General features: G+C 74.4%; 20 protein-coding genes and 1 tRNA gene. 11 read left to right on the top strand and 10 right to left on the bottom strand.

Annotated elements, in window-relative coordinates; translation table 11 throughout:
* From serB to glgC, 3 genes are all read right to left on the bottom strand, one after another.
* Nucleotides 1-1,135: phosphoserine phosphatase SerB (serB, locus tag EPD83_RS13015; RefSeq protein ID WP_165566680.1), on the bottom strand; the 1,135-nt coding region annotated here is incomplete at its 3' end.
* 10 nt (nt 1,136-1,145) lie between these two features.
* On the bottom strand, nt 1,146-1,967 hold the full coding sequence (locus EPD83_RS13010; RefSeq protein WP_128366353.1) for an LLM class F420-dependent oxidoreductase: 822 nt from the start codon (nt 1,965-1,967) through the stop codon (nt 1,146-1,148).
* Nucleotides 1,964-3,217, bottom strand: a complete 1,254-nt coding sequence (gene glgC, locus EPD83_RS13005) for a glucose-1-phosphate adenylyltransferase (protein ID WP_128366352.1) — start codon at nt 3,215-3,217, stop codon at nt 1,964-1,966. The genes EPD83_RS13010 and glgC overlap by 4 nt, the downstream gene beginning before the upstream one ends.
* Before the next feature lie 63 nt (nt 3,218-3,280).
* Between glgC and glgA the strand changes: the two genes are divergently transcribed.
* From glgA to EPD83_RS12965, 8 genes are all read left to right on the top strand, one after another.
* A complete protein-coding gene (gene glgA / locus EPD83_RS13000; protein ID WP_128366351.1) occupies nt 3,281-4,474 on the top strand; it encodes a glycogen synthase in 1,194 nt (397 codons plus the stop codon).
* A complete protein-coding gene (locus EPD83_RS12995; RefSeq protein WP_128366350.1) occupies nt 4,471-4,956 on the top strand; it encodes an XdhC family protein in 486 nt (161 codons plus the stop codon). Before glgA ends, EPD83_RS12995 begins: the two co-directional genes overlap by 4 nt.
* A gap of 60 nt (nt 4,957-5,016) precedes the next feature.
* Nucleotides 5,017-5,799 carry an ABC transporter ATP-binding protein gene (locus tag EPD83_RS12990; RefSeq protein ID WP_128366349.1) on the top strand — a complete coding sequence of 261 codons (783 nt, stop codon included), beginning with the start codon at nt 5,017-5,019 and terminating at the stop codon, nt 5,797-5,799.
* A 61-nt stretch (nt 5,800-5,860) separates the two neighbouring features.
* A complete protein-coding gene (locus EPD83_RS12985) occupies nt 5,861-6,328 on the top strand; it encodes an NfeD family protein (RefSeq protein ID WP_128366348.1) in 468 nt (155 codons plus the stop codon).
* A gap of 34 nt (nt 6,329-6,362) precedes the next feature.
* A complete protein-coding gene (locus EPD83_RS12980; protein WP_128366347.1) occupies nt 6,363-7,580 on the top strand; it encodes an SPFH domain-containing protein in 1,218 nt (405 codons plus the stop codon).
* Between the two features lie 132 nt (nt 7,581-7,712).
* Complete coding sequence (locus tag EPD83_RS12975; protein ID WP_268951204.1) at nt 7,713-9,143, top strand: MFS transporter; 1,431 nt, start codon at nt 7,713-7,715, stop codon at nt 9,141-9,143.
* Between the two features lie 43 nt (nt 9,144-9,186).
* Entirely contained in the window at nt 9,187-9,960 is a 774-nt protein-coding gene (locus EPD83_RS12970; protein WP_128368243.1) for a sulfite exporter TauE/SafE family protein, read from the top strand.
* A 17-nt stretch (nt 9,961-9,977) separates the two neighbouring features.
* The gene (locus EPD83_RS12965) at nt 9,978-10,784 is read left to right on the top strand and encodes a TrmH family RNA methyltransferase (protein WP_128368244.1); all 807 of its coding nucleotides are present in this window, start codon (nt 9,978-9,980) and stop codon (nt 10,782-10,784) included.
* A 31-nt stretch (nt 10,785-10,815) separates the two neighbouring features.
* Here EPD83_RS12965 and EPD83_RS12960 read toward each other — a convergent pair whose 3' ends face one another.
* The gene (locus EPD83_RS12960) at nt 10,816-11,193 is read right to left on the bottom strand and encodes a DUF3037 domain-containing protein (protein WP_128368245.1); all 378 of its coding nucleotides are present in this window, start codon (nt 11,191-11,193) and stop codon (nt 10,816-10,818) included.
* Nucleotides 11,190-11,954: a HipA family kinase gene (locus EPD83_RS12955; RefSeq protein ID WP_128368563.1), complete on the bottom strand. Its 765-nt coding sequence runs from the start codon at nt 11,952-11,954 to the stop codon at nt 11,190-11,192. The genes EPD83_RS12960 and EPD83_RS12955 overlap by 4 nt, the downstream gene beginning before the upstream one ends.
* A 68-nt stretch (nt 11,955-12,022) precedes the next feature.
* Here EPD83_RS12955 and EPD83_RS12950 point away from each other — a divergent pair, with 68 nt between their 5' ends.
* Nucleotides 12,023-13,525 (top strand): serine/threonine-protein kinase, encoded by a 1,503-nt coding sequence (locus EPD83_RS12950; protein ID WP_165566678.1) that lies wholly within the window; start codon nt 12,023-12,025, stop codon nt 13,523-13,525.
* Nucleotides 13,526-13,529: 4 nt separating this feature from the next.
* Here EPD83_RS12950 and EPD83_RS12945 read toward each other — a convergent pair whose 3' ends face one another.
* The gene (locus EPD83_RS12945; protein ID WP_128367468.1) at nt 13,530-13,727 is read right to left on the bottom strand and encodes a hypothetical protein; all 198 of its coding nucleotides are present in this window, start codon (nt 13,725-13,727) and stop codon (nt 13,530-13,532) included.
* 97 nt (nt 13,728-13,824) lie between these two features.
* Nucleotides 13,825-13,912, bottom strand: a tRNA-Leu gene (locus EPD83_RS12940).
* 112 nt (nt 13,913-14,024) lie between these two features.
* Here EPD83_RS12940 and EPD83_RS12935 point away from each other — a divergent pair.
* Nucleotides 14,025-15,347: a M20/M25/M40 family metallo-hydrolase gene (locus EPD83_RS12935; RefSeq protein WP_128367469.1), complete on the top strand. Its 1,323-nt coding sequence runs from the start codon at nt 14,025-14,027 to the stop codon at nt 15,345-15,347.
* 10 nt (nt 15,348-15,357) lie between these two features.
* On the opposite strand, the gene EPD83_RS12930 is transcribed toward EPD83_RS12935, so the two are convergent.
* Complete coding sequence (locus EPD83_RS12930; protein WP_235950576.1) at nt 15,358-15,558, bottom strand: DUF5703 family protein; 201 nt, start codon at nt 15,556-15,558, stop codon at nt 15,358-15,360.
* Nucleotides 15,559-15,595: 37 nt separating this feature from the next.
* On the opposite strand from EPD83_RS12930, the gene EPD83_RS12925 reads away from it, so the two are divergent.
* Nucleotides 15,596-15,928, top strand: a complete 333-nt coding sequence (locus EPD83_RS12925) for a primosomal protein (protein ID WP_128367471.1) — start codon at nt 15,596-15,598, stop codon at nt 15,926-15,928.
* 24 nt (nt 15,929-15,952) lie between these two features.
* Here EPD83_RS12925 and EPD83_RS12920 read toward each other — a convergent pair whose 3' ends face one another.
* Both EPD83_RS12920 and EPD83_RS20390 read right to left on the bottom strand, forming a co-directional pair.
* Nucleotides 15,953-16,897: an aldo/keto reductase gene (locus EPD83_RS12920; RefSeq protein WP_128367472.1), complete on the bottom strand. Its 945-nt coding sequence runs from the start codon at nt 16,895-16,897 to the stop codon at nt 15,953-15,955.
* A 46-nt stretch (nt 16,898-16,943) separates the two neighbouring features.
* A complete protein-coding gene (locus EPD83_RS20390; protein ID WP_205859523.1) occupies nt 16,944-17,744 on the bottom strand; it encodes a MerR family transcriptional regulator in 801 nt (266 codons plus the stop codon).
* Nucleotides 17,745-17,811 lie beyond the last annotated feature (67 nt).

The raw sequence follows: 17,811 nt of genomic DNA, 5'->3' as shown, positions 1-17,811 counted from the left end.
CGGTGTCGGCCTGCTCGCGGACCACCGGCTTGGCGTTGAAGGCGACGCCGAGCCCGGCGGCGCCGAGCATGTCGAGGTCGTTGGCGCCGTCCCCGATGGCGACGGTGCGGCTGAGCGGCAGCCCCTCGAGCGCGGCGAACTCGCGCAGCGCCGCCGCCTTGCCCGGCCGGTCGACGACCTCGCCGACCACCCGCCCCGTGAGCCGGCCGTCGCGCACCTCGAGGTGGTTGGCGCGGACGTGGTCCACCCCGAGCTCGGCGGCGATGGGCTCGACGACCTCGGCGAACCCGCCGGAGACCAGGGCCACGGTGAAGCCGAGCGACTTCAGGGTCCGCACGAGGGTGCGGGCGCCGGGTGTGAGCCGCACCGACGCCCGCACGTCCTCGAGCACCGCGACGGGCAGCCCCTCCAGCGTCGCCACCCGGGCGTGCAGGCTCTCGGCGAAGTCCAGCTCGCCCTGCATGGCCCGCTCGGTGACGGCGGCGACCTCGTCGACGGTGCCGGCGTGCTCGGCGATGAGCTCGATGACCTCGTCCTGGATGAGCGTGGAGTCGACGTCCATGACGACGAGGCGCTGGCCCCGCCGCGCGAGGCCGGCCGGCGCGACGGCGATGTCGCAACCGGTCTCGGCGGACACGAGGCCGAGGTCGCGACGCAGGCGCGGGACGTCGGCGCCGGACACGTCGAGCTCGACGGTGGTGACCGGCCAGCGCGAGAGGCGCCGGATGCGGTCGATGTTCGCGCCGTGTGCGGCGACGGCGTTCGCCACCGCGGCCACGTGGTGGGTGCGCAGCGGTGAGGCCATGGCGACGACGGCCGCACGCCCGGTGCGCCGCCGGGCGTTGTCGCCGCGACCGGCGACAAGGTCGACGGTCATCCCGAGCGCCTCGCCGGCGCGGGTCAGCCGGTCGGTGAGGACGTTCTCGTCGGGGCCGGGGGTGAGGAGCACCGACAGCGTGAGGTGGCCGCGCACGACCACCTGCTCGACGTCCAGCACGTCGGCGCCGACCGTCGAGGCCGCCTCGAAGACCGCACTCGTCACACCCGGCCGGTCGCGCCCGGTGAGGGCGACGAGCAGCGTGCGGGCGGACGGGTCCGGCTGCGGGGGGAGCGAGAGTGTCTCGGGGGAGGGCACGCCCGGCAGGCTAGCCGCGCATCGCGTCGCGCCAGGCGAGCAGGTCACGGACCGGACCCGGGTCGTAGTCGGGGCCGTTGAGGCCGACGGTGAACAGCCGCGTCCCGACGTCGTAGAGACCCTGGGCGCCGGCGGCGTAGTCGTCGACGTCCTCCGGCAGTCGCCCGGGCTTGGGCGAGACACCGGCCGAGCGCTCGATCTCGGCCGGATCGCGCCCGACCTTCTCGCACCAGTCGTCGAGCACCGCGTGCTTGTGGGCGACGGTCTCCGGCTCGCCGAAGCCGTGCCAGATGTCCGCGTGCTGCGCGACGATCCGCAGCGTCTTGCGCTCCCCGCCCCCGCCGACGAGGACGGGGATCTTGCGGGTGGGTGCCGGGTTCAGCCTGGCCCAGCGCTCCTCGACGAGCGGCAGGTCCCGGTCCAACGCGTTCAAGCGTCCGCCGGCGGTCCCGAACTCGTAGCCGTACTCGTCGTAGTCGCGCTCGAACCAGCCCGAGCCGATGCCGAGGATCAGCCGGCCCTCGCCGTCGCGGGCGCTCACGTGGTCGACGGTGCGAGCCATGTCGGCGAGCAGCTGCGGGTTGCGGTAGCTGTTGCACGTGACCAGGGCGCCGATCTCGACCCGCTCGGTGGCGTCGGCCCAGGCGGCGAGCATGGTCCAGCACTCGAAGTGGGCGCCGTCGGGCTCGCCGTACAGCGGGAAGAAGTGGTCCCAGTTGAAGATCACGTCGACCCCCAGCTCCTCCAACCCGGCCACGGCGCGCCGGATGTCGGCGTACGAGGCGTGCTGGGGCTGGAGCTGGGCGCCGATCCGGACGGGGCGGTCGCTCACGTGGTGATCTCCTGGCCCTTGCCGACGACGACGATGCCCGAGTCGGTGACGGAGAAGCCGCGGGCGAGGTCGTGCTCGCGGTCGACACCGATGGAGGCGCCGTCGGGCACGACGACGTTCTTGTCGATGATCGCCTTCTCGATGCGGCAGTTCCGGCCGACCTGCACGCCGTCGAGGATGACGCTGTTGTCGATCTCGGTGTAGCTGCGGACGTGCACGTCGGGGGAGACGACCGAGCCGTTGACCCGGGCGCCGGAGATGACGACACCGGGGGAGACGGCCGAGTTCAGCGCCTCGCCGAACCGGCCGTGCGCGCCGTGGACGAACTTCGCCGGCGGGTAGTAGCCGTAGGTCGTGTAGAGCGGCCAGTCGTAGTTGTAGAGGTTGAACACCGGGTGGATCGACACGAGGTCCATGTGCGCCTCGTAGTAGCTGTCGATGGTCCCCACGTCGCGCCAGTAGCCCATGTCGCGCTCGGTGCCGCCGGGGACGACGTTGTTCTTGAAGTCGTAGGCGAACGCGGCGCCCTGCTCGACGAGGGCCGGGACGATGTCGCCGCCCATGTCGTGCTTGCTGCCCTCGAGGGTCGAGTCCTTCGTGACGGCGTCCATGAGGGCGTCCGCGGTGAAGATGTAGTTGCCCATGCTGGCGAGGATCTCGTCGGGGGAGTCCGGCAGGCCGTCGGGGTCGGTGGGCTTCTCGAGGAAGGCGCGGATCTTCGTCGGGTCCTCGGGCTCGACGTCGATGACGCCGAACTGGTCCGACGTCGCCTTCGGCTGCCGGATGGCCGCCACCGTCACCCCGGCGCCGCTGGCCAGGTGCTGGTCGACCATCTGCGAGAAGTCCATCCGGTACACGTGGTCGGCGCCGACGACGACGACGATGTCCGGCTTCTCGTCGGTGATCGTGTTGAGGCTCTGGAAGATCGCGTCCGCGCTGCCCTGGTACCAGGACTTGCCGATGCGCTGCTGGGCCGGGATCGGGGCGACGTAGTTGCCGAGCATGTTGCTCATCCGCCACGTCTTCGTGACGTGCCGGTCCAGGCTGTGCGACTTGTACTGCGTGAGGACGACGACCTTGAGGTAGCCGGAGTTCACGACGTTGCTCAACGCGAAGTCGACGAGCCGGTAGATGCCGCCGAAGGGGACCGCGGGCTTGGCCCGGTCCCGCGTGAGGGGCATGAGCCGCTTGCCCTCCCCACCTGCGAGGACGATGGCCAGGACCTTGGGACCTCCGCTGCGGTACGCCATGGCTCCAACCTATGGGGTGCACGGCCTCCCTGCGAGACCTCGTTCACCACTACGGTGAAAACCGTGCGCATCGACATCCTGACCAAGGAGTACCCGCCGTCCATCTACGGAGGGGCGGGGGTGCACGTCGCGGAGCTGACCCGGGCGCTGCGGGCCCGGGGCGACACCGACGTGCGGGTGCACGCCTTCGGCGGACCGCGGGACGAGGAGGGCACGACGAGCCACCCGGACCTGCCCGCGCTCGAGGGCACGAACGCGGCGCTGAGCACGCTCGGGGTCGACCTCACGATGGCGGCCGAGTGCGCCGGGGCGGACCTCGTCCACTCCCACACCTGGTACGCGAACTTCGCCGGGCACGTCGCGGGGCTGCTCGAGGGCGTCCCGCACGTGCTCTCGGCGCACAGCCTGGAGCCGATGCGGCCGTGGAAGGCCGAGCAGCTGGGCGGCGGCTACCGGCTCTCGTCCTGGGTCGAGCGGACCGCCTACGAGGGCGCGGCCGCCGTCATCGCCGTGAGCGCCGGCATGCGCGAGGACATCCTGCGCGCCTACCCGTCGGTGGACCCGGACAAGGTCAAGGTCGTCCACAACGGCATCGACTCCGAGCTCTGGCAGCGCCACGACGCCCCCGACGTCGTCCGCGACCTCGGCATCGACGTCGACCGGCCCGCCGTCGTCTTCGTCGGCCGCATCACCCGGCAGAAGGGCCTGCCCTTCCTCCTGCGGGCCGCCGCCGAGCTGCCGCCCGAGGTCCAGCTGGTCCTGCTGGCCGGCGCGCCGGACACCCCGGAGATCAAGACCGAGGTCGAGGGCCTCGTCGACGGCCTGCGCGGCGAGCGCGACGGCGTCGTCTGGATCTCCGAGATGCTGCCGCGGGACAAGGTGACCGCCGTCCTCTCGGCGTCCTCGGTGTTCGTCTGCCCCTCGGTCTACGAGCCGCTCGGCATCGTCAACCTCGAGGCCATGGCCTGCGGCCTGCCGGTCGTGGCCACGGCCACCGGCGGCATCCCCGAGGTCGTCGTCGACGGCGAGACCGGCTGGCTCGTGCCGATCGAGCAGAAGCAGGACGGCACCGGCACGCCGGTGGACGAGGACCGCTTCGTCGCCGACCTCGCCGCCGCCCTCACCGACAGCGTGTCCGACCTCGACCGGGCCGCCCGCTACGGCGAGGCCGGCCGCGCCCGGGCCGTCGAGTCCTTCTCCTGGGACACCATCGGCGACCGGACCATGGAGGTCTACCGCGAGGTGCTCGGCCCGTGAGCGACGCCCGGCACGACCCCGAGCTCGGCAGCGGCGCCGAGGCGCCGGTCGGCCCGCTCGGCCACCTCGTCGTCGTCTTCGACAACCACATCGCCCGCGCCCTGACGGCGATGGCGGCCGCCACGGGGTGGGAGGTGACGGTGCTGGACTCCGCCGTCGACGACGACCTCGCCGCCCGGCTGCGCCACGTCGACGCGCTCGTCGTGTGCGACCACGACGGCGAGGGGGCGTCCGACACCCTCCGTCGCGCGCTGGCCGACGGCGTCGGCTACGTCGCGATGATGGCCAGCCGCAGCCGGTCCGCCGCGCTGCTCGAGCAGCTGCGCGGCGAGGGCCTCGACGACGACGCGCTCGGGCGCCTGCACGTCCCCGCCGGCCTCGCCATCGGCGGCCGGTCGGCGGGCGAGATCGCCCTGTCGGTGATGGCCGAGGTCGTCGCCGACCGCCACGGCCGACCCGGCGGCCCGATGCGCGAGCACTGAGCGCACCGGTCCGCGCGTCCCGCCGGACGGGGCCGTCCACCGTCAACTAGGGTCGGGGCCATGAGCGACGTGCTGGCCTTCGCAGGGGTCGGCGTCGTGCGTGGGACGACCACGATCCTCGACGACGTGAGCTGGGAGGTCGAGGAGGGGCAGCGTTGGGTCGTCCTCGGCCCCAACGGAGCCGGGAAGACGACCCTCCTCCAGCTGGCCGCCGGCCGGATGCACCCGACCACCGGTGTGGCCGGCATCCTCGGCGAGGTCCTCGGGGCCGTCGACGTCTTCGAGCTGCGGCCGCGCATCGGCCTGTCCAGCGCCGCCCTCGCCGACCGCATCCCCCCGCGCGAGAAGGTCCGCGACGTCGTCGTCACCGCCTCCTACGGCGTCGTCGGGCGCTGGCGGGAGGAGTACGACCGGATGGACGAGGGCCGCGCCGTCGACCTGCTCGACGCGCTCGGCGCCAGCCACCTCGTCGACCGGCGCTACGGGACGCTCTCGGAGGGGGAGCGCAAGCGGGTGCAGATCGCCCGCGCCCTCATGACCGACCCCGAGCTCATGCTGCTCGACGAGCCCGCCGCCGGCCTCGACCTCGGCGGCCGCGAGGACCTCGTGCGCCGGCTGGGCGCGCTGGCCGCCGACCTCGCCGCCCCCGCGCTGGTCCTCGTCACCCACCACGTCGAGGAGATCCCCCCGCACTTCACCGACGTGCTCCTGTTGCGCGGTGGGCGGATCGTCGCGCAGGGCCCCGTGGAGATCACCCTGACGGCCGAGAACCTCGAGGCCACCTTCGGCATGCCCCTGGAGCTGGAACGGCGCGGCGACCGGTTCGCCGCGCGGGCGCGCTGACGAGGACGGGAACCCCACGGCGCCCCCGCGCGTCGGACGGACGACAGGAAGGGCGGCCCGCATGGACTGGCTCACCGACAACGCCTGGCTCGGCTGGCTCGGTATCGCGATCGTGCTCGCGGCGATCGAGGCTGCCACTGTGGACTTCGTGTTCCTCATGCTCGCCGGCGCCGCCCTGGCCGCCGCCATCGCCGCGGCGCTCGGCGCCTCGTTCTTCTTCCAGGTCGTCGTGGCCATCGTCGCCGCCATGCTCCTGCTCCTCGTCCTGCGACCCTGGCTGAAGCGCCGCTTCACCGACACCGAGACCGACCACAAGATCGGCACCTCCGGTCTCGTCGGCCGCGAGGCCTGGGTCCTGCAGGCCGTCACCGAGACCGACGGCCGCATCAAGCTCGCCGGCGAGACCTGGTCCGCCCGGCTCGCCAACGGCGGGACGCCCGTCGACCCCGGGGACGAGGTGCGGGTCATCGCCATCCACGGCGCCACCGCCATCGTCGTCCCGCTGCCCCCGACCCCCCCGACCACCTGAACCGCGCCCCCGGGCGCCCACGGAGAGGTACACCATGGACGGACTCGGTCCCGTCATCGTCATCCTGCTGCTCGCGGTCTTCGCGATCATCGTCCTCGTCCGGACGATCAAGATCGTCCCGCAGCAGACCGCCCTCATCATCGAACGGCTCGGACGCTACTCACGCACCCTCGAGGGCGGCATCCACTTCCTCGTCCCGTTCGTCGACATCGTCCGGGCCAACATCGACCTGCGCGAGCAGGTCGTCTCCTTCCCGCCCCAGCCGGTCATCACGAGCGACAACCTCGTCGTCTCCATCGACACCGTCATCTACTACCAGGTCATCGACCCCAAGTCGGCCGTCTACGAGATCGCGAACTTCATCCAGGGCATCGAGCAGCTCACGGTGACGACGCTGCGCAACGTCATCGGCTCGCTCGACCTCGAGCAGACGCTGACGAGCCGCGACCAGATCAACGGCCAGCTGCGCGGCGTCCTCGACGAGGCCACCGGCAAGTGGGGCATCCGGGTCAACCGGGTGGAGCTCAAGGCCATCGACCCGCCGCAGTCGGTCCAGGAGTCGATGGAGAAGCAGATGAAGGCCGAGCGGGACCGCCGTGCCGTCATCCTCAACGCCGAGGGCATCAAGGCCAGCCAGATCCTCACCGCCGAGGGCGAGAAGCAGAGCCAGATCCTCCGGGCCGAGGGCTCGGCCCAGGCCCGCATCCTCGAGGCGCAGGGCCAGGCCCGCGCCATCCAGCAGGTCTTCGACGCCATCCACCGCGGCAAGCCGACGCAGAAGCTGCTCGCCTACCAGTACCTCCAGGTGCTGCCGCAGATCGCCCGGGGCGACTCCAACAAGATGTGGATCGTCCCCAGCGAGCTCACCGACGCCCTCAAGGGCATCGGCGGCATGCTCGGCCGCGGCGACGGCGGTGGCGGCTTCACCGACGGCGCCGACGACGACGTCGAGCCCGCGGAGGGCATGGCCAACGCGTTCGAGGACACCGTCCTCGAGGACCCCGCCGAGGCGCTCGCCCGGGCCCGGGGCGAGGCGGCGCAGTCCAGCCGCGAGGCCGAGGAGCACGCCCAGCCGGCCTCCCGCGTCCAGCCGCCGATCCGGCCCGGTGCCGACGCGGTCCCGCCGCGGCAGGCCCCGCCCGCCGCGTCGCCGCCGCCGGCGTCCCCGCCGGAGGCCGCACCTCCCGCCGCGGACCCGCCGGAGGGCATGCCCCCGGCGCCGCCCGCGCCGCCGGCTCCCGAGCAGCCCTGAGCACGCGCGACGCCCGGTCACCACGTCGGTGACCGGGCGTCGCCGTGTCCGGGATGCGGCCCGCGCGCCGTCAGCGAGGGGACGGAGTGCACGAGACCGGGGGAGCGTGCGTACGTCTCGCCGCGCCGCGGGGTGACGACGCGAAGCCCGCCGGCTCGGGGTGGTCGAGGACCCGGGGGCTGCTCGTGGCGGCCGACGGGTCGGCTGCTCCGGAACAGCCGCGGATGGCGGAGGCTTGTACCCGCTCGAACGGTTCGACCACTCCCGAACGGAGCCTCCATGTCCTCCTCCCTCGCGCGGCCGGCGGCCTTCGGCGTCGTCGGCGCGACGGTCGCGACGTTCCTCGCGGCCTCGAGCGCGCCGAGCCCGCTCTACCCCGCGTACGAGCAGGCTTTCGGGTTCGGTCCGACGACGCTCACCGTCGTCTTCGCGGTCTACGTGCTCGCGCTGCTCGCGGCGCTGCTCGTCGTGGGGCGCCTGTCCGACCACGTCGGGCGGCGGCCGGTCCTCGCCGCGGCCCTCGCGCTCGAGCTGGCGAGCCTCGTCGTCTTCCTCGCCGCCAGCGACGCCGGGTGGCTCGTCGCGGCGCGGGTCGTCCAGGGCCTGGCCACCGGCGGCGCCATCGGTGTCCTCGGGGCCTACCTGCTGGACCTCCAGCCGGAGGGCACCCAGCGCGGGGCACTGGTCAACAGCGTCGCGCCGATGGCCGGCCTCGCGGTCGGCGGCGTCCTCGCCGGCGTGCTCTCCCAGTACGGCCCGGCCCCGCTACGGCTCGTCTACGCCGTCCTCGGCGTCGCCGTGGTCGTCCTCCTCGTCCTCGTCCGGTTCCTGCCGGAGACGAGCGCGACGCGGCCCGGGGCCCTGGCCTCGATGCGGCCGGAGATCGCCGTCCCGGCCCGCGCCCGGCGCACCTTCCTCGCCTCGACACCGGTGTTCCTCTCCACGTGGTCACTCGGCGGGCTCATGCTCTCGGTGAGCGGCTCGGTGCTCGCCACCCAGCTCGGCGAGACGAACCACGCCGTCTCCGGCGTCGTCATCGCCCTGTTCACCGGCGCCGGCGCGACGGCGGCCCTCCTCGGGCGCGACCGATCGTCGGCGCTCCTGGCCCGCGGCGGCCTCGGGGCCCTCGTCGTCGGCGTCGCCGCGTTCGTCCTCGCGCTCGTCCTGTCGTCGCTGGCGCTGCTCGTCGTCGCGGTCGTCGTCGCCGGCACGGGCTTCGGGGCGGCCTTCCTCGGCGCCCTGCGCTCGCTCACCTCCCTGGCCCGTCCGCACGAGCGGTCCGGCCTCATGTCGGCCGTCTTCACCGTGAGCTACCTCGCGTTCTCCGTCCCGGCCCTCGCCGCCGGGGTGCTGACCCGGGTCGTCGGGCTGCACGCCACCGCGCTCGGTTACGCGACGGTCGTCGGGGTGCTCGCCGCCACGGCCCTGGGCGCGGACCTGCTCGTGCGCCCGCCCGCGCCGGCGGACGACGCCGTGCCGGAGGACGAGGCCGTGGCGGCGGACGGGCCCGCGGAGACGGCCGGGAGCCCGGAGCAGGCGCGCCCCTGCACGCAGACCGCCTGAGGCCGCCCGCCGCTCCCCGGCCGGCGCCCCCTAGGGTGGCCCGGTGTCCGCCTTCGATGCACTGCTCGTCGTGCTCGCCGGCATCGGTGCCGGGACCATCAACACCATCGTCGGCTCGGGCACCCTCATCACCTTCCCGACCCTGCTGCTGCTCGGCGTGCCGCCGATCACGGCCAACGTGTCGAACAACCTCGGGCTCGTGCCGGGCAGCCTCACCGGCTCCATCGGCTACCGCCGCGAGCTGCGGGGGATGGGCGCCGACCTGCGGCGCTACGTGCCGATGTCGCTGCTCGGCGGCGCGCTCGGGGCGGTGCTGCTGCTCGTGCTCGACCCCGACCTGTTCCGGGCCATCGTGCCGGCGCTCATCGTCGTCGGGCTCGTCCTCGTCGTCACCGGTCCCCGCATCAACGCCTGGACGACGCGGCGGCGCGAGGCGGCCGGCGACGAGGCGTCCGACCAGCGCGTCGTCATCCAGTCCGGGGTGTTCGGCGCGGGGGTCTACGGCGGGTACTTCGGCGCCGCCCAGGGCATCATCCTCATGGGCATCCTCGGGGCGCTGTCGGGGGAGTCGCTGCAGCGGCTCAACGGCCTGAAGAACGTCCTCGCCACCGTCGTCAACGCCGTCGCCGCCGTCGTCTTCCTCGTCGTCGCGCCGGACCGCATCGACTGGCTCGTCGTGCTGCTCGTGGCGGTGGGGTCGACGATCGGCGGCATGGTGGGGGCGACCGTCGGCCGCCGCCTGCCGAGCCCGGTGCTGCGGACCATCATCGTCGTCGTCGGGCTCGTCGCCGTCGTCAAGCTCGTGTTCTTCCCCTGAGGCCGAGGGAGGACACCGTGCCCACCGTCGTGCAGGACCCGCGAGACCCGCGGCTGGAGGACTACGTCGGCCTCACCGACGTCGCGCTGCGCCGGCGGCTGGAGCCCGCGGGCGGCCTCTACGTCGCCGAGTCCGAGAAGGTCATCCGGCGGGCCCTGGGCGCAGGTCACCGGCCGCGCTCGTTCCTCATGGCGCGGCGCTGGCTCACCGACCTGGCCGACGTCGTCGCCGACGCCGAGGCCGCCGGTGTGCCCGTCTACGTGGGTGAGCACGACGTCATCGAGCGGCTCACCGGGTTCCACCTGCACCGGGGCGCGCTGGCCGCGATGCACCGCCCGACGCTGCCGAGCCTGGCCGATGTCCTCGACGGGGCCCGGCGGGTGCTCGTCCTCGAGGACGTCGTCGACCACACGAACGTCGGCGCCGTGTTCCGCTCCGCCGCGGCGCTGGGGACGGACGCGGTCCTCGTCACCCCGCGCTGCGCCGACCCGCTCTACCGCCGCTCGGTCCGGGTCTCCATGGGGACGGTCTTCCAGGTGCCGTGGACCCGGGTGGACCCGTGGCCGGCCGGCATCGAGGCGCTGCGGGCGCTCGGCTTCCACGTCGCGGCGCTGGCGCTGGCGCACGACGCTGTCGGGCTGGACGCCCTGGCCGCGGACCCGCCGGAGCGGCTCGCGCTCGTCCTCGGCACCGAGGGCGACGGGCTCTCGCGGCGGACGGTCGCGGGCGTCGACACCGTCGTGCGCATCCCGATGGCCGGGGGCGTGGACTCGCTCAACGTCGCGGCGGCCGGTGCCGTCGCCGCCTGGGCCCTGCGCCCCTGACCCCCACCCCCCGGTGGGACCTTGCGAGGGCTTAGCGGACGAGGGTGTCGAGGAGGCGCCCGATCTCGGCTCCGGGGTCGGGGGAGGAGCCGCCGTGCACCGGGCCCGGCTGGAGGACGGTCGAGCGTGGGGCGCTCAGCCAGCCGAAGCGCTTGCCCTGGGTCGTCAGGGCGTCGCCGGCGGGGTCGGGGGCGGCCTGGCACATGCCGGCGACGGCGTCGAGCGCGCCGCGCAGCCCCTCGAGGTCGGCGTCGGGGGCGACGGCGAGGATCCGCGGCTCGTCGAGGTGCCAGGAGCAGGTGAGGACGCCGGCCGACTGCGAGTGCAGGACCACGCCGACGTTGAGGCACTCGCCGCGGTCGACCCGCGGCACGAAGCGCAGCACGACGTACTGGTAGGGGTGGCTCACGCGGCACCTCCGAGCCAGGCGTCCGGTCGCTCGAGCCGCTGCACGAGGTGCTCGAGGTACGCGGCCCGGACGGCGTCGTGGTCGGGGAGGCTGCCGGTGGTCTCGAGCCACTCCTGCGGGACCTCGGCGACGACGTCGCGCAGCACGTCGGGGTCGAGGCGGGCGGCCAGCCGCTCGTGGGTCTGCGCGAGGGGCTCGGCGACGGGGGAGAGGACGTGCCCCGAGGCGTCGAACGGCTGGGCGACGAAGCGGGCGACGTCGGGCGGCCGGCTCGGCCAGCCGTGGTGGAACCACAGGGCGGCCCCGTGGTCGATGGCCCACGTCCGGCCGTGCCAGACGAGGAGGTTCGGGTTGGCCCAGGTGCGGTCGACGTTCGCGGTGTAGGCGTCGAGCCACCGGACGGCGCCCGCGTCCTGCGCCGTCGGCGGGCGCGAGCCGTCGTAGCCGAAGGCGCCGGGCAGGAAGTCGACCCCGAGGTTGTGCCCGGGGCTCGCCGTCAGCAGGTCCTGGACCTCCTCGTCGGCCTCGTAGCGGGCGATGGCGGACGGCAGGTCGACGACGGCGAGCCGGGGCGTCGGGATGTCGAGGGCCTGCGCGATGCCGCTGACGAGCACCTCGGCGACGAGGACCTTGCGGCCCTGGCCGGCGCCGGTGAACTTCACGACGTAGGTGCCGAGGTCGTCGGCCTCGACGAGCCCCGGCAGCGACCCGCCCTCACGGAGCGGGCTCACGTACCGCACGGCGGTCACGGTCTCGAGCACCCGCCCAGGCTAGCGAGCCGGGCCGCGCGGTTTCGGACGGGACGCCGCGCGTCACTAGGCTGGCGCGGGTGAGCACCGACGACCAGCGCCGCCTCGCGGGCCGCTACGTCCTCGACGCCCCCATCGGCCGGGGCGGCATGGGCGAGGTCTGGCGGGCCACCGACACCGTCCTCGGCCGCCAGGTCGCCGTGAAGATGATCGACCTGCGTCGGGTCCCCGACGAGTCCGGCGCGGCCCGCTTCGAGCGTGAGGCCAAGGTCACGGCGAGCATGAGCCACCCGAACGTCGTCACCGTCCACGACACCGGTGTCGAGGACGACACCGCCTACCTCGTCATGGAGCTGCTGCCCGGGCCGAGCCTCGCCGACCGGCTCGCCTCCGGTCCGCTGCCGGTCGAGGACGTCGTCGAGGTCGGCCGGCAGGTCGCCTCGGCGCTGGACGCCGCGCACCGCCGCGGGCTCGTCCACCGCGACATCAAGCCCGGCAACCTCGTGCAGGCCGCCGACGGCCGGGTGCGCGTGCTGGACTTCGGCATCACCCAGCTCGGCGAGGCGACGGGGGAGCAGCACCTCACGGCGACGCACACCGTCATGGGCACCGCCGAGTACCTCGCGCCCGAGCAGGCCACCGGCGGCCGGGTCGACGGGCGGGCCGACCTGTACGCGCTCGGCTGCGTGCTGTTCGCGCTGCTCACCGGGCGTCCCCCGTTCCGCGGCGCCACTCCGGTGGCGACGATGATGCAGCACGCCAGCGACCCCGTCCCCGACGTGCGCGACCTGCGCCCGGACACCCCGCCGTGGCTCGCCGAGCTCGTCGACCGGCTGCTCGACAAGGACCCCGACGCCCGCCCGGCGGACGGTGCCGCCGTCGTCACGGCCCTCGAGCAGCGCCGGGCGCCCGGGGTGGGCGCCGGAGCGGCCGCGGCGGCGGCGACGTCGGTGCTGCCCCGGACCGGCGCGACGCAGCGCCTCGGACCCCCGCCTCCGCCTCCGCCGTCGACCCGCCCCACGACGGTCCCGGCGCGGCCCCCGCGCCGCCGCAACGGCTCGGCCGCCGCCCTCTGGGCGCTCGTCGTCGTCGCGCTGATCGCCCTCGCGGTCCTGCTCTGGAACCTCTACGGCGGCGACGCCACGTCCGGTGACGCCGCCTCGACCCCGCCGACGACGGCGGCGTCGAGCACCCCGGCCCCGACGACCGAGGCACCGTCGTCGACCCCTACCCCCACCCCGACGCCGACCCCCACGCCCACCCCGACCCCGACCCCCTCGGAGACGGCCGCGGACCCCGCCCCGGTCCAGGACGCCGCGACGGCCCTGGACGAGGAGGCCAAGGCGCTGCAGCAGGAGAAGGTGCTGGACAAGGACGCGGCGAAGGTCGTCCAGGACCCGCTCAGGGACGTCGACAAGGCCCTGCGCGAGGACGACACCGAGGCGCTCACCGAGGCGCGCGACTCGCTCGTCCAGGACTACCAGGAGGCGGTGCAGGACGGGACGGTCCCCGCCGACGCCGCCGACCGGCTGAGCCCCCTCGTCCAGGACCTCTCGAACGCCGTCGACTCCTACGTCGGCTGAGGGCTCACGCGGCGGCGGCCCCCTGGAGGAACGTGGCCTCGTCGGCGTCCACGTCGCCGGTGGAGGTGGTGGCGGCGAGGCGCCCGCCGACGGCCCGGCCGTCGTCGTCCGCGAGCGCGTCGGGGGTGTCCCCGTTCCGCGCGTGCCCGCCGAGCGGGCAGGCCGCCGCCGCCACCCCGCCCAGCAGCGACCTGCGTGCCACGGATCTCCCCACGGCCGCCGATCGTCGGCACTGCCGCGGCCGCTGTCCCGGGAACGACGAAGGCCCCGACCGCACCGGTCGGGGCCTTCGTCGTGCGTGGTGTCCGAGGGGGGACTTGAACCCCCATGCCCTATACGGGCACTAGCACCTCAAGCTAGCGCGTCTGCCAATTCCGCCACCCGGACGAGTGGTGCGGGGGCGGCCCGGGGAGGCCGTCCGCCGACCCGGAACGATACACGCTCGGCGGTGGGGAGCCGAAATCGCCCGCGGTCGGGCGCGCCACCTAGGGTGGACCGCATGACCGAGACCATGCGCCCCGAGGACGAGGTCGTCCGGATCTGCCAGCAGCTGATCCGGATCGACACGACGAACTACGGCGACGGCAGCGGCCCGGGGGAGGCGGAGGCCGCCGCCTACGTCGTCGACCAGCTGCGCGAGGTCGGCCTCGAGCCGCAGACCTACGAGTCCGAGCCCGGCCGCGTCACCGTCGCCGTCCGCATCCCCGGTGCCGACCGCGAGCGTGGGGCGCTGTGCGTGCACGGCCACCTCGACGTCGTCCCCGCCAACGCCGACGACTGGTCGGTCGACCCGTTCGCCGGGGAGGAGCGGGACGGCTGCGTCTGGGGGCGCGGCGCGGTCGACATGAAGGACATGGACGCGATGATGCTCGCCTGCGTGCGCGACATCGCCCGCCGCGGCGTCGTGCCGCCCCGCGACCTGCTCGTCGTGTTCTTCGCCGACGAGGAGGCCGGCGGCGTCCAGGGCTCGCACTTCATGGTCGAGCACCACCCGGACGTCTTCGACGGTGTCACCGAGGCCATCAGCGAGGTCGGCGGCTACAGCGTCACGGTCACCGACGCCGGCGGCCGGGAGCGGCGCACCTACCTGCTCCAGACCGCCGAGAAGGGCATCGCCTGGCTGCGCCTCACCGCCAACGGGCGCGCCGGGCACGGGTCGGTGCCCAACGACGAGAACGCCATCGTCCGCCTCGCCGAGGCCATCGCCCGGATCGCGGCGCACAAGTGGCCGCGCGAGTACATCCCCGCCGTACGGACCCTGCTCGACGGGCTGTCCGAGCTCACCGGCACCGGCTGGTCCGACGAGGACCTCGACGAGCTGCTCGAGCACCTCGGCGGCGCCCAGGGGTTCGTCCGCGGCACCCTGCAGGACACGAGCAACGTCACCATGCTCGACGCCGGCTACAAGCACAACGTCATCCCGCAGCAGGCGTCGGCGAACGTCGACTGCCGGTTCCTGCCCGGCCACGAGGACGACCTGCTGGCCACGATCCGCGAGCTCGCCGGCGAGCACGTCGACGTCGAGGTGCTGCACCGCGACATCTCGCTCGACGCGCCGTTCGAGGGCGACCTCGTCGAGCGGATGGTCGACGCGCTGCGTGCGGAGGACCCCGACGCCGAGGTGCTGCCGTACTGCCTGTCCGGCGGCACGGACAACAAGGCGCTGTCCCTGCTCGGGATCACCGGCTACGGGTTCGCCCCGCTGCGGCTGCCGGCCGACCTGGACTTCGCGCCGATGTTCCACGGCATCGACGAGCGGGTGCCCACCGACTCGTTGCAGTTCGGCGTCCGGGTGCTCGGCCGGCTCCTCGAGTCCTGCTGAGCGCGCGGTCTCAGCGCCCCGAGGGCACCGACGCCCGGCGGGCGCGGATGATGCGTCGCCGCAGCCAGGTGCGGGTGAGACCGCCCATGTACGTGCGGGTGCGCGCGAGCTCCCAGTGCCCGTACTCGGCGTGGTCGGTGAGGGCGCGACGGATCGTCCCGCGGTCCGTCTCGCGCCCGAAGCTCAGGACGAGGTACTCGTAGTCGGCCACGGCCACATTCTGCGCCAGGACCGGTAGCGTTCGAGACATGACCACCGATCCGCGCGCCGCTCTGGTGCAGCTCGTGTCCGCCTTCGAGCGGCACCTCGAGGCCAGCAGCACCCGCCGCGGGGAGGACGACCCGGCCGTCGTCGCCGCCTACGAGGACCTGGCCGACGCCTTCGAGGAGTACGACTCCGCCCTCTACGACGCCTTCGGGGAGATGACCCCGCTGGACATCTACGGCGCCGACGAGGACGACGTGGACGCCCACGAGGACGAGGACGGCGACCCCACGCGGGCCTACGCCGGGCTCGACGACGACGAGGACATCGAGTACGACGACGAGGACTCCGCGCGCCGGACCGACGACGAGGAGTGACCTCCGCGGCCGGCCCCGTCCGGCTCAGGCGTGGTCGACCGACACCTCGTCGAGCGCGTCGACGATCTGGGGCGGCAGCTCGACGTCCTCGGAGGTCAGCAGCGCGGCCAGCTGCCCGGGCGTGCGGGGGCCGACGACGGGCGCGACGACACCGGGGCGGTCCCGGACCCAGGTGAGCGCGACGACGGCGGGCGGGACCCCGAGGCCGTCGGCGGCGGTGCGCACGGCCTCGACGACCCCGGCGGTGTGGTCTCCGGCGTGCCGGCCGGTGAAGCGGGCGAACTCGCTCGACGCCAGCCGCGAGTCCGCGGGCACCCCCGTCCGGTAGCGCCCGGAGAGCACCCCGCGGCCGACCGGCGACCACGGCAGGAGTCCGAAGCCCAGGGCCCGGGCCGCGGCGACGAGCTCGCGCTCCGGGCGGCGCTCGACGAGGCTGTACTCGACGGAGTTGGCCGCCAGCGGCACCCCGGCCTCGGCGAGCAGCGACATCGTGCGGGCCGCCTGCCAGCCGACGTGGTTGGACACCCCGACGTAGCGGGCCCGGCCGGTGCGCCAGGCGTGCTCGAGCGCCGAAACCGTCTCCTCCAGCGGGGTGTCCTCGTCCCAGGTGTGCGCGAGCCAGACGTCGACGTGGCCGGTGCGCAGCCGCTCCAGGGAGGCGTCGAGCTGGCGCAGCATCGTCCCCCGCGAGCAGTCGACGACCCGCTCGCCGGTGGCGCGGCTGATCCCGGCCTTGGTGACGAGGACGACCTCGTCGCGGTCCGGGCCGGCCAGCAGCTCGCCGAGGATCTCCTCGGACGCGCCGCCCGCGTAGCCGTGCGCGGTGTCGACCAGGGTGCCGCCCGCGGCGCGGAAGGTCGTGAGCAGGTCCCGGGCGTCCTCGGCGGAGGTCCGGGTGCCCCACGCCATCGTCCCCAGCGCGAGCCGCGACACGGTGAGCCCGGTGGCCCCGAGCCGGCGGGTCTGCATGGGCGCGACCCTATCCCGCCCGGCTCGCCCTCCGGCGCAGGCGCTCTCAGCCGGCGGCGCCCTCCCGCAGGGGGTGCTGGAAGGACCACAGGTGGCCCTCGAGGTCACGGGCGCCGTACTCGCGGTAGCCGTAGGGCTGGTCGACCGGCGGGTAGTCGACCCCCGCGCCGGCGGCGGCCGCCCGGGCGTGGTGGGCGTCCACGTCGTCGACGTGGACGGCGAGCGAGGCGGTCGTCGTGCCGTCCGTGGTCACCGGCGACGCCAGCCGCCCTGCCGGGTACTCCGAGTGCAGCCACACCTCGTGGTCGCCGGCCCGCAGGACCCCGAGGTGCGCCACACCGTCGTCGCCACGGTGGAGGGGACCGGCGCCGAGGCCGAAGGTCTCGACCAGCCAGTGGTGGGCGGCCGCGACGTCCCGGTAGACGAGCAGCGACACGCTCCGCACGACGGCCGGGTCCTCGGGGGCGAAGCCGACGAGCAGCCCGAGCAGCTCCTCCGCGGTGGGCGCGCCGCCGCCGAGCAGCCGGTCCTCCGCGGCGCGGACCCGCTCCCGCTGCCGGGTCAGCGCGGCGAGGCGGTCGTCGAGCTCGGCGAGGTGGCGGGTGGTGAGGGCCAGCAGGTCGCCCGCGGCCGGGTCGACGTCGGCCAGGGGCGTCCCCAGCTCGCGCTGCACCCGGACCCGGTAGAGCGTGTCGAGGTCGGCCGCGTCGTAGCGGCGCCGCCCACCCGCGTCCCGGCGCGGGGCGAGCAGCCCCAGCTCCTCGTAGTAGCGCAGCGTCCGCTCGGTCGTCCCGGTCCTCCCGGCGACGTCGCCGATGCCCAGCCCACGGATGTCCTCGGTGTCCATGCCGCGGGACGCTACGACCTCACGTCGCGTGAGGAGCAACACCTCCACCCGGGCCGCGGGACGGGGC

The organism is Phycicoccus flavus (assembly GCF_004025965.2).
Taxonomy (GTDB): domain Bacteria; phylum Actinomycetota; class Actinomycetes; order Actinomycetales; family Dermatophilaceae; genus Phycicoccus; species Phycicoccus flavus.
The sequence above is the reverse complement of the archived record's forward strand: the minus strand, read 5'-3'. Positions and strand labels throughout refer to the sequence as shown.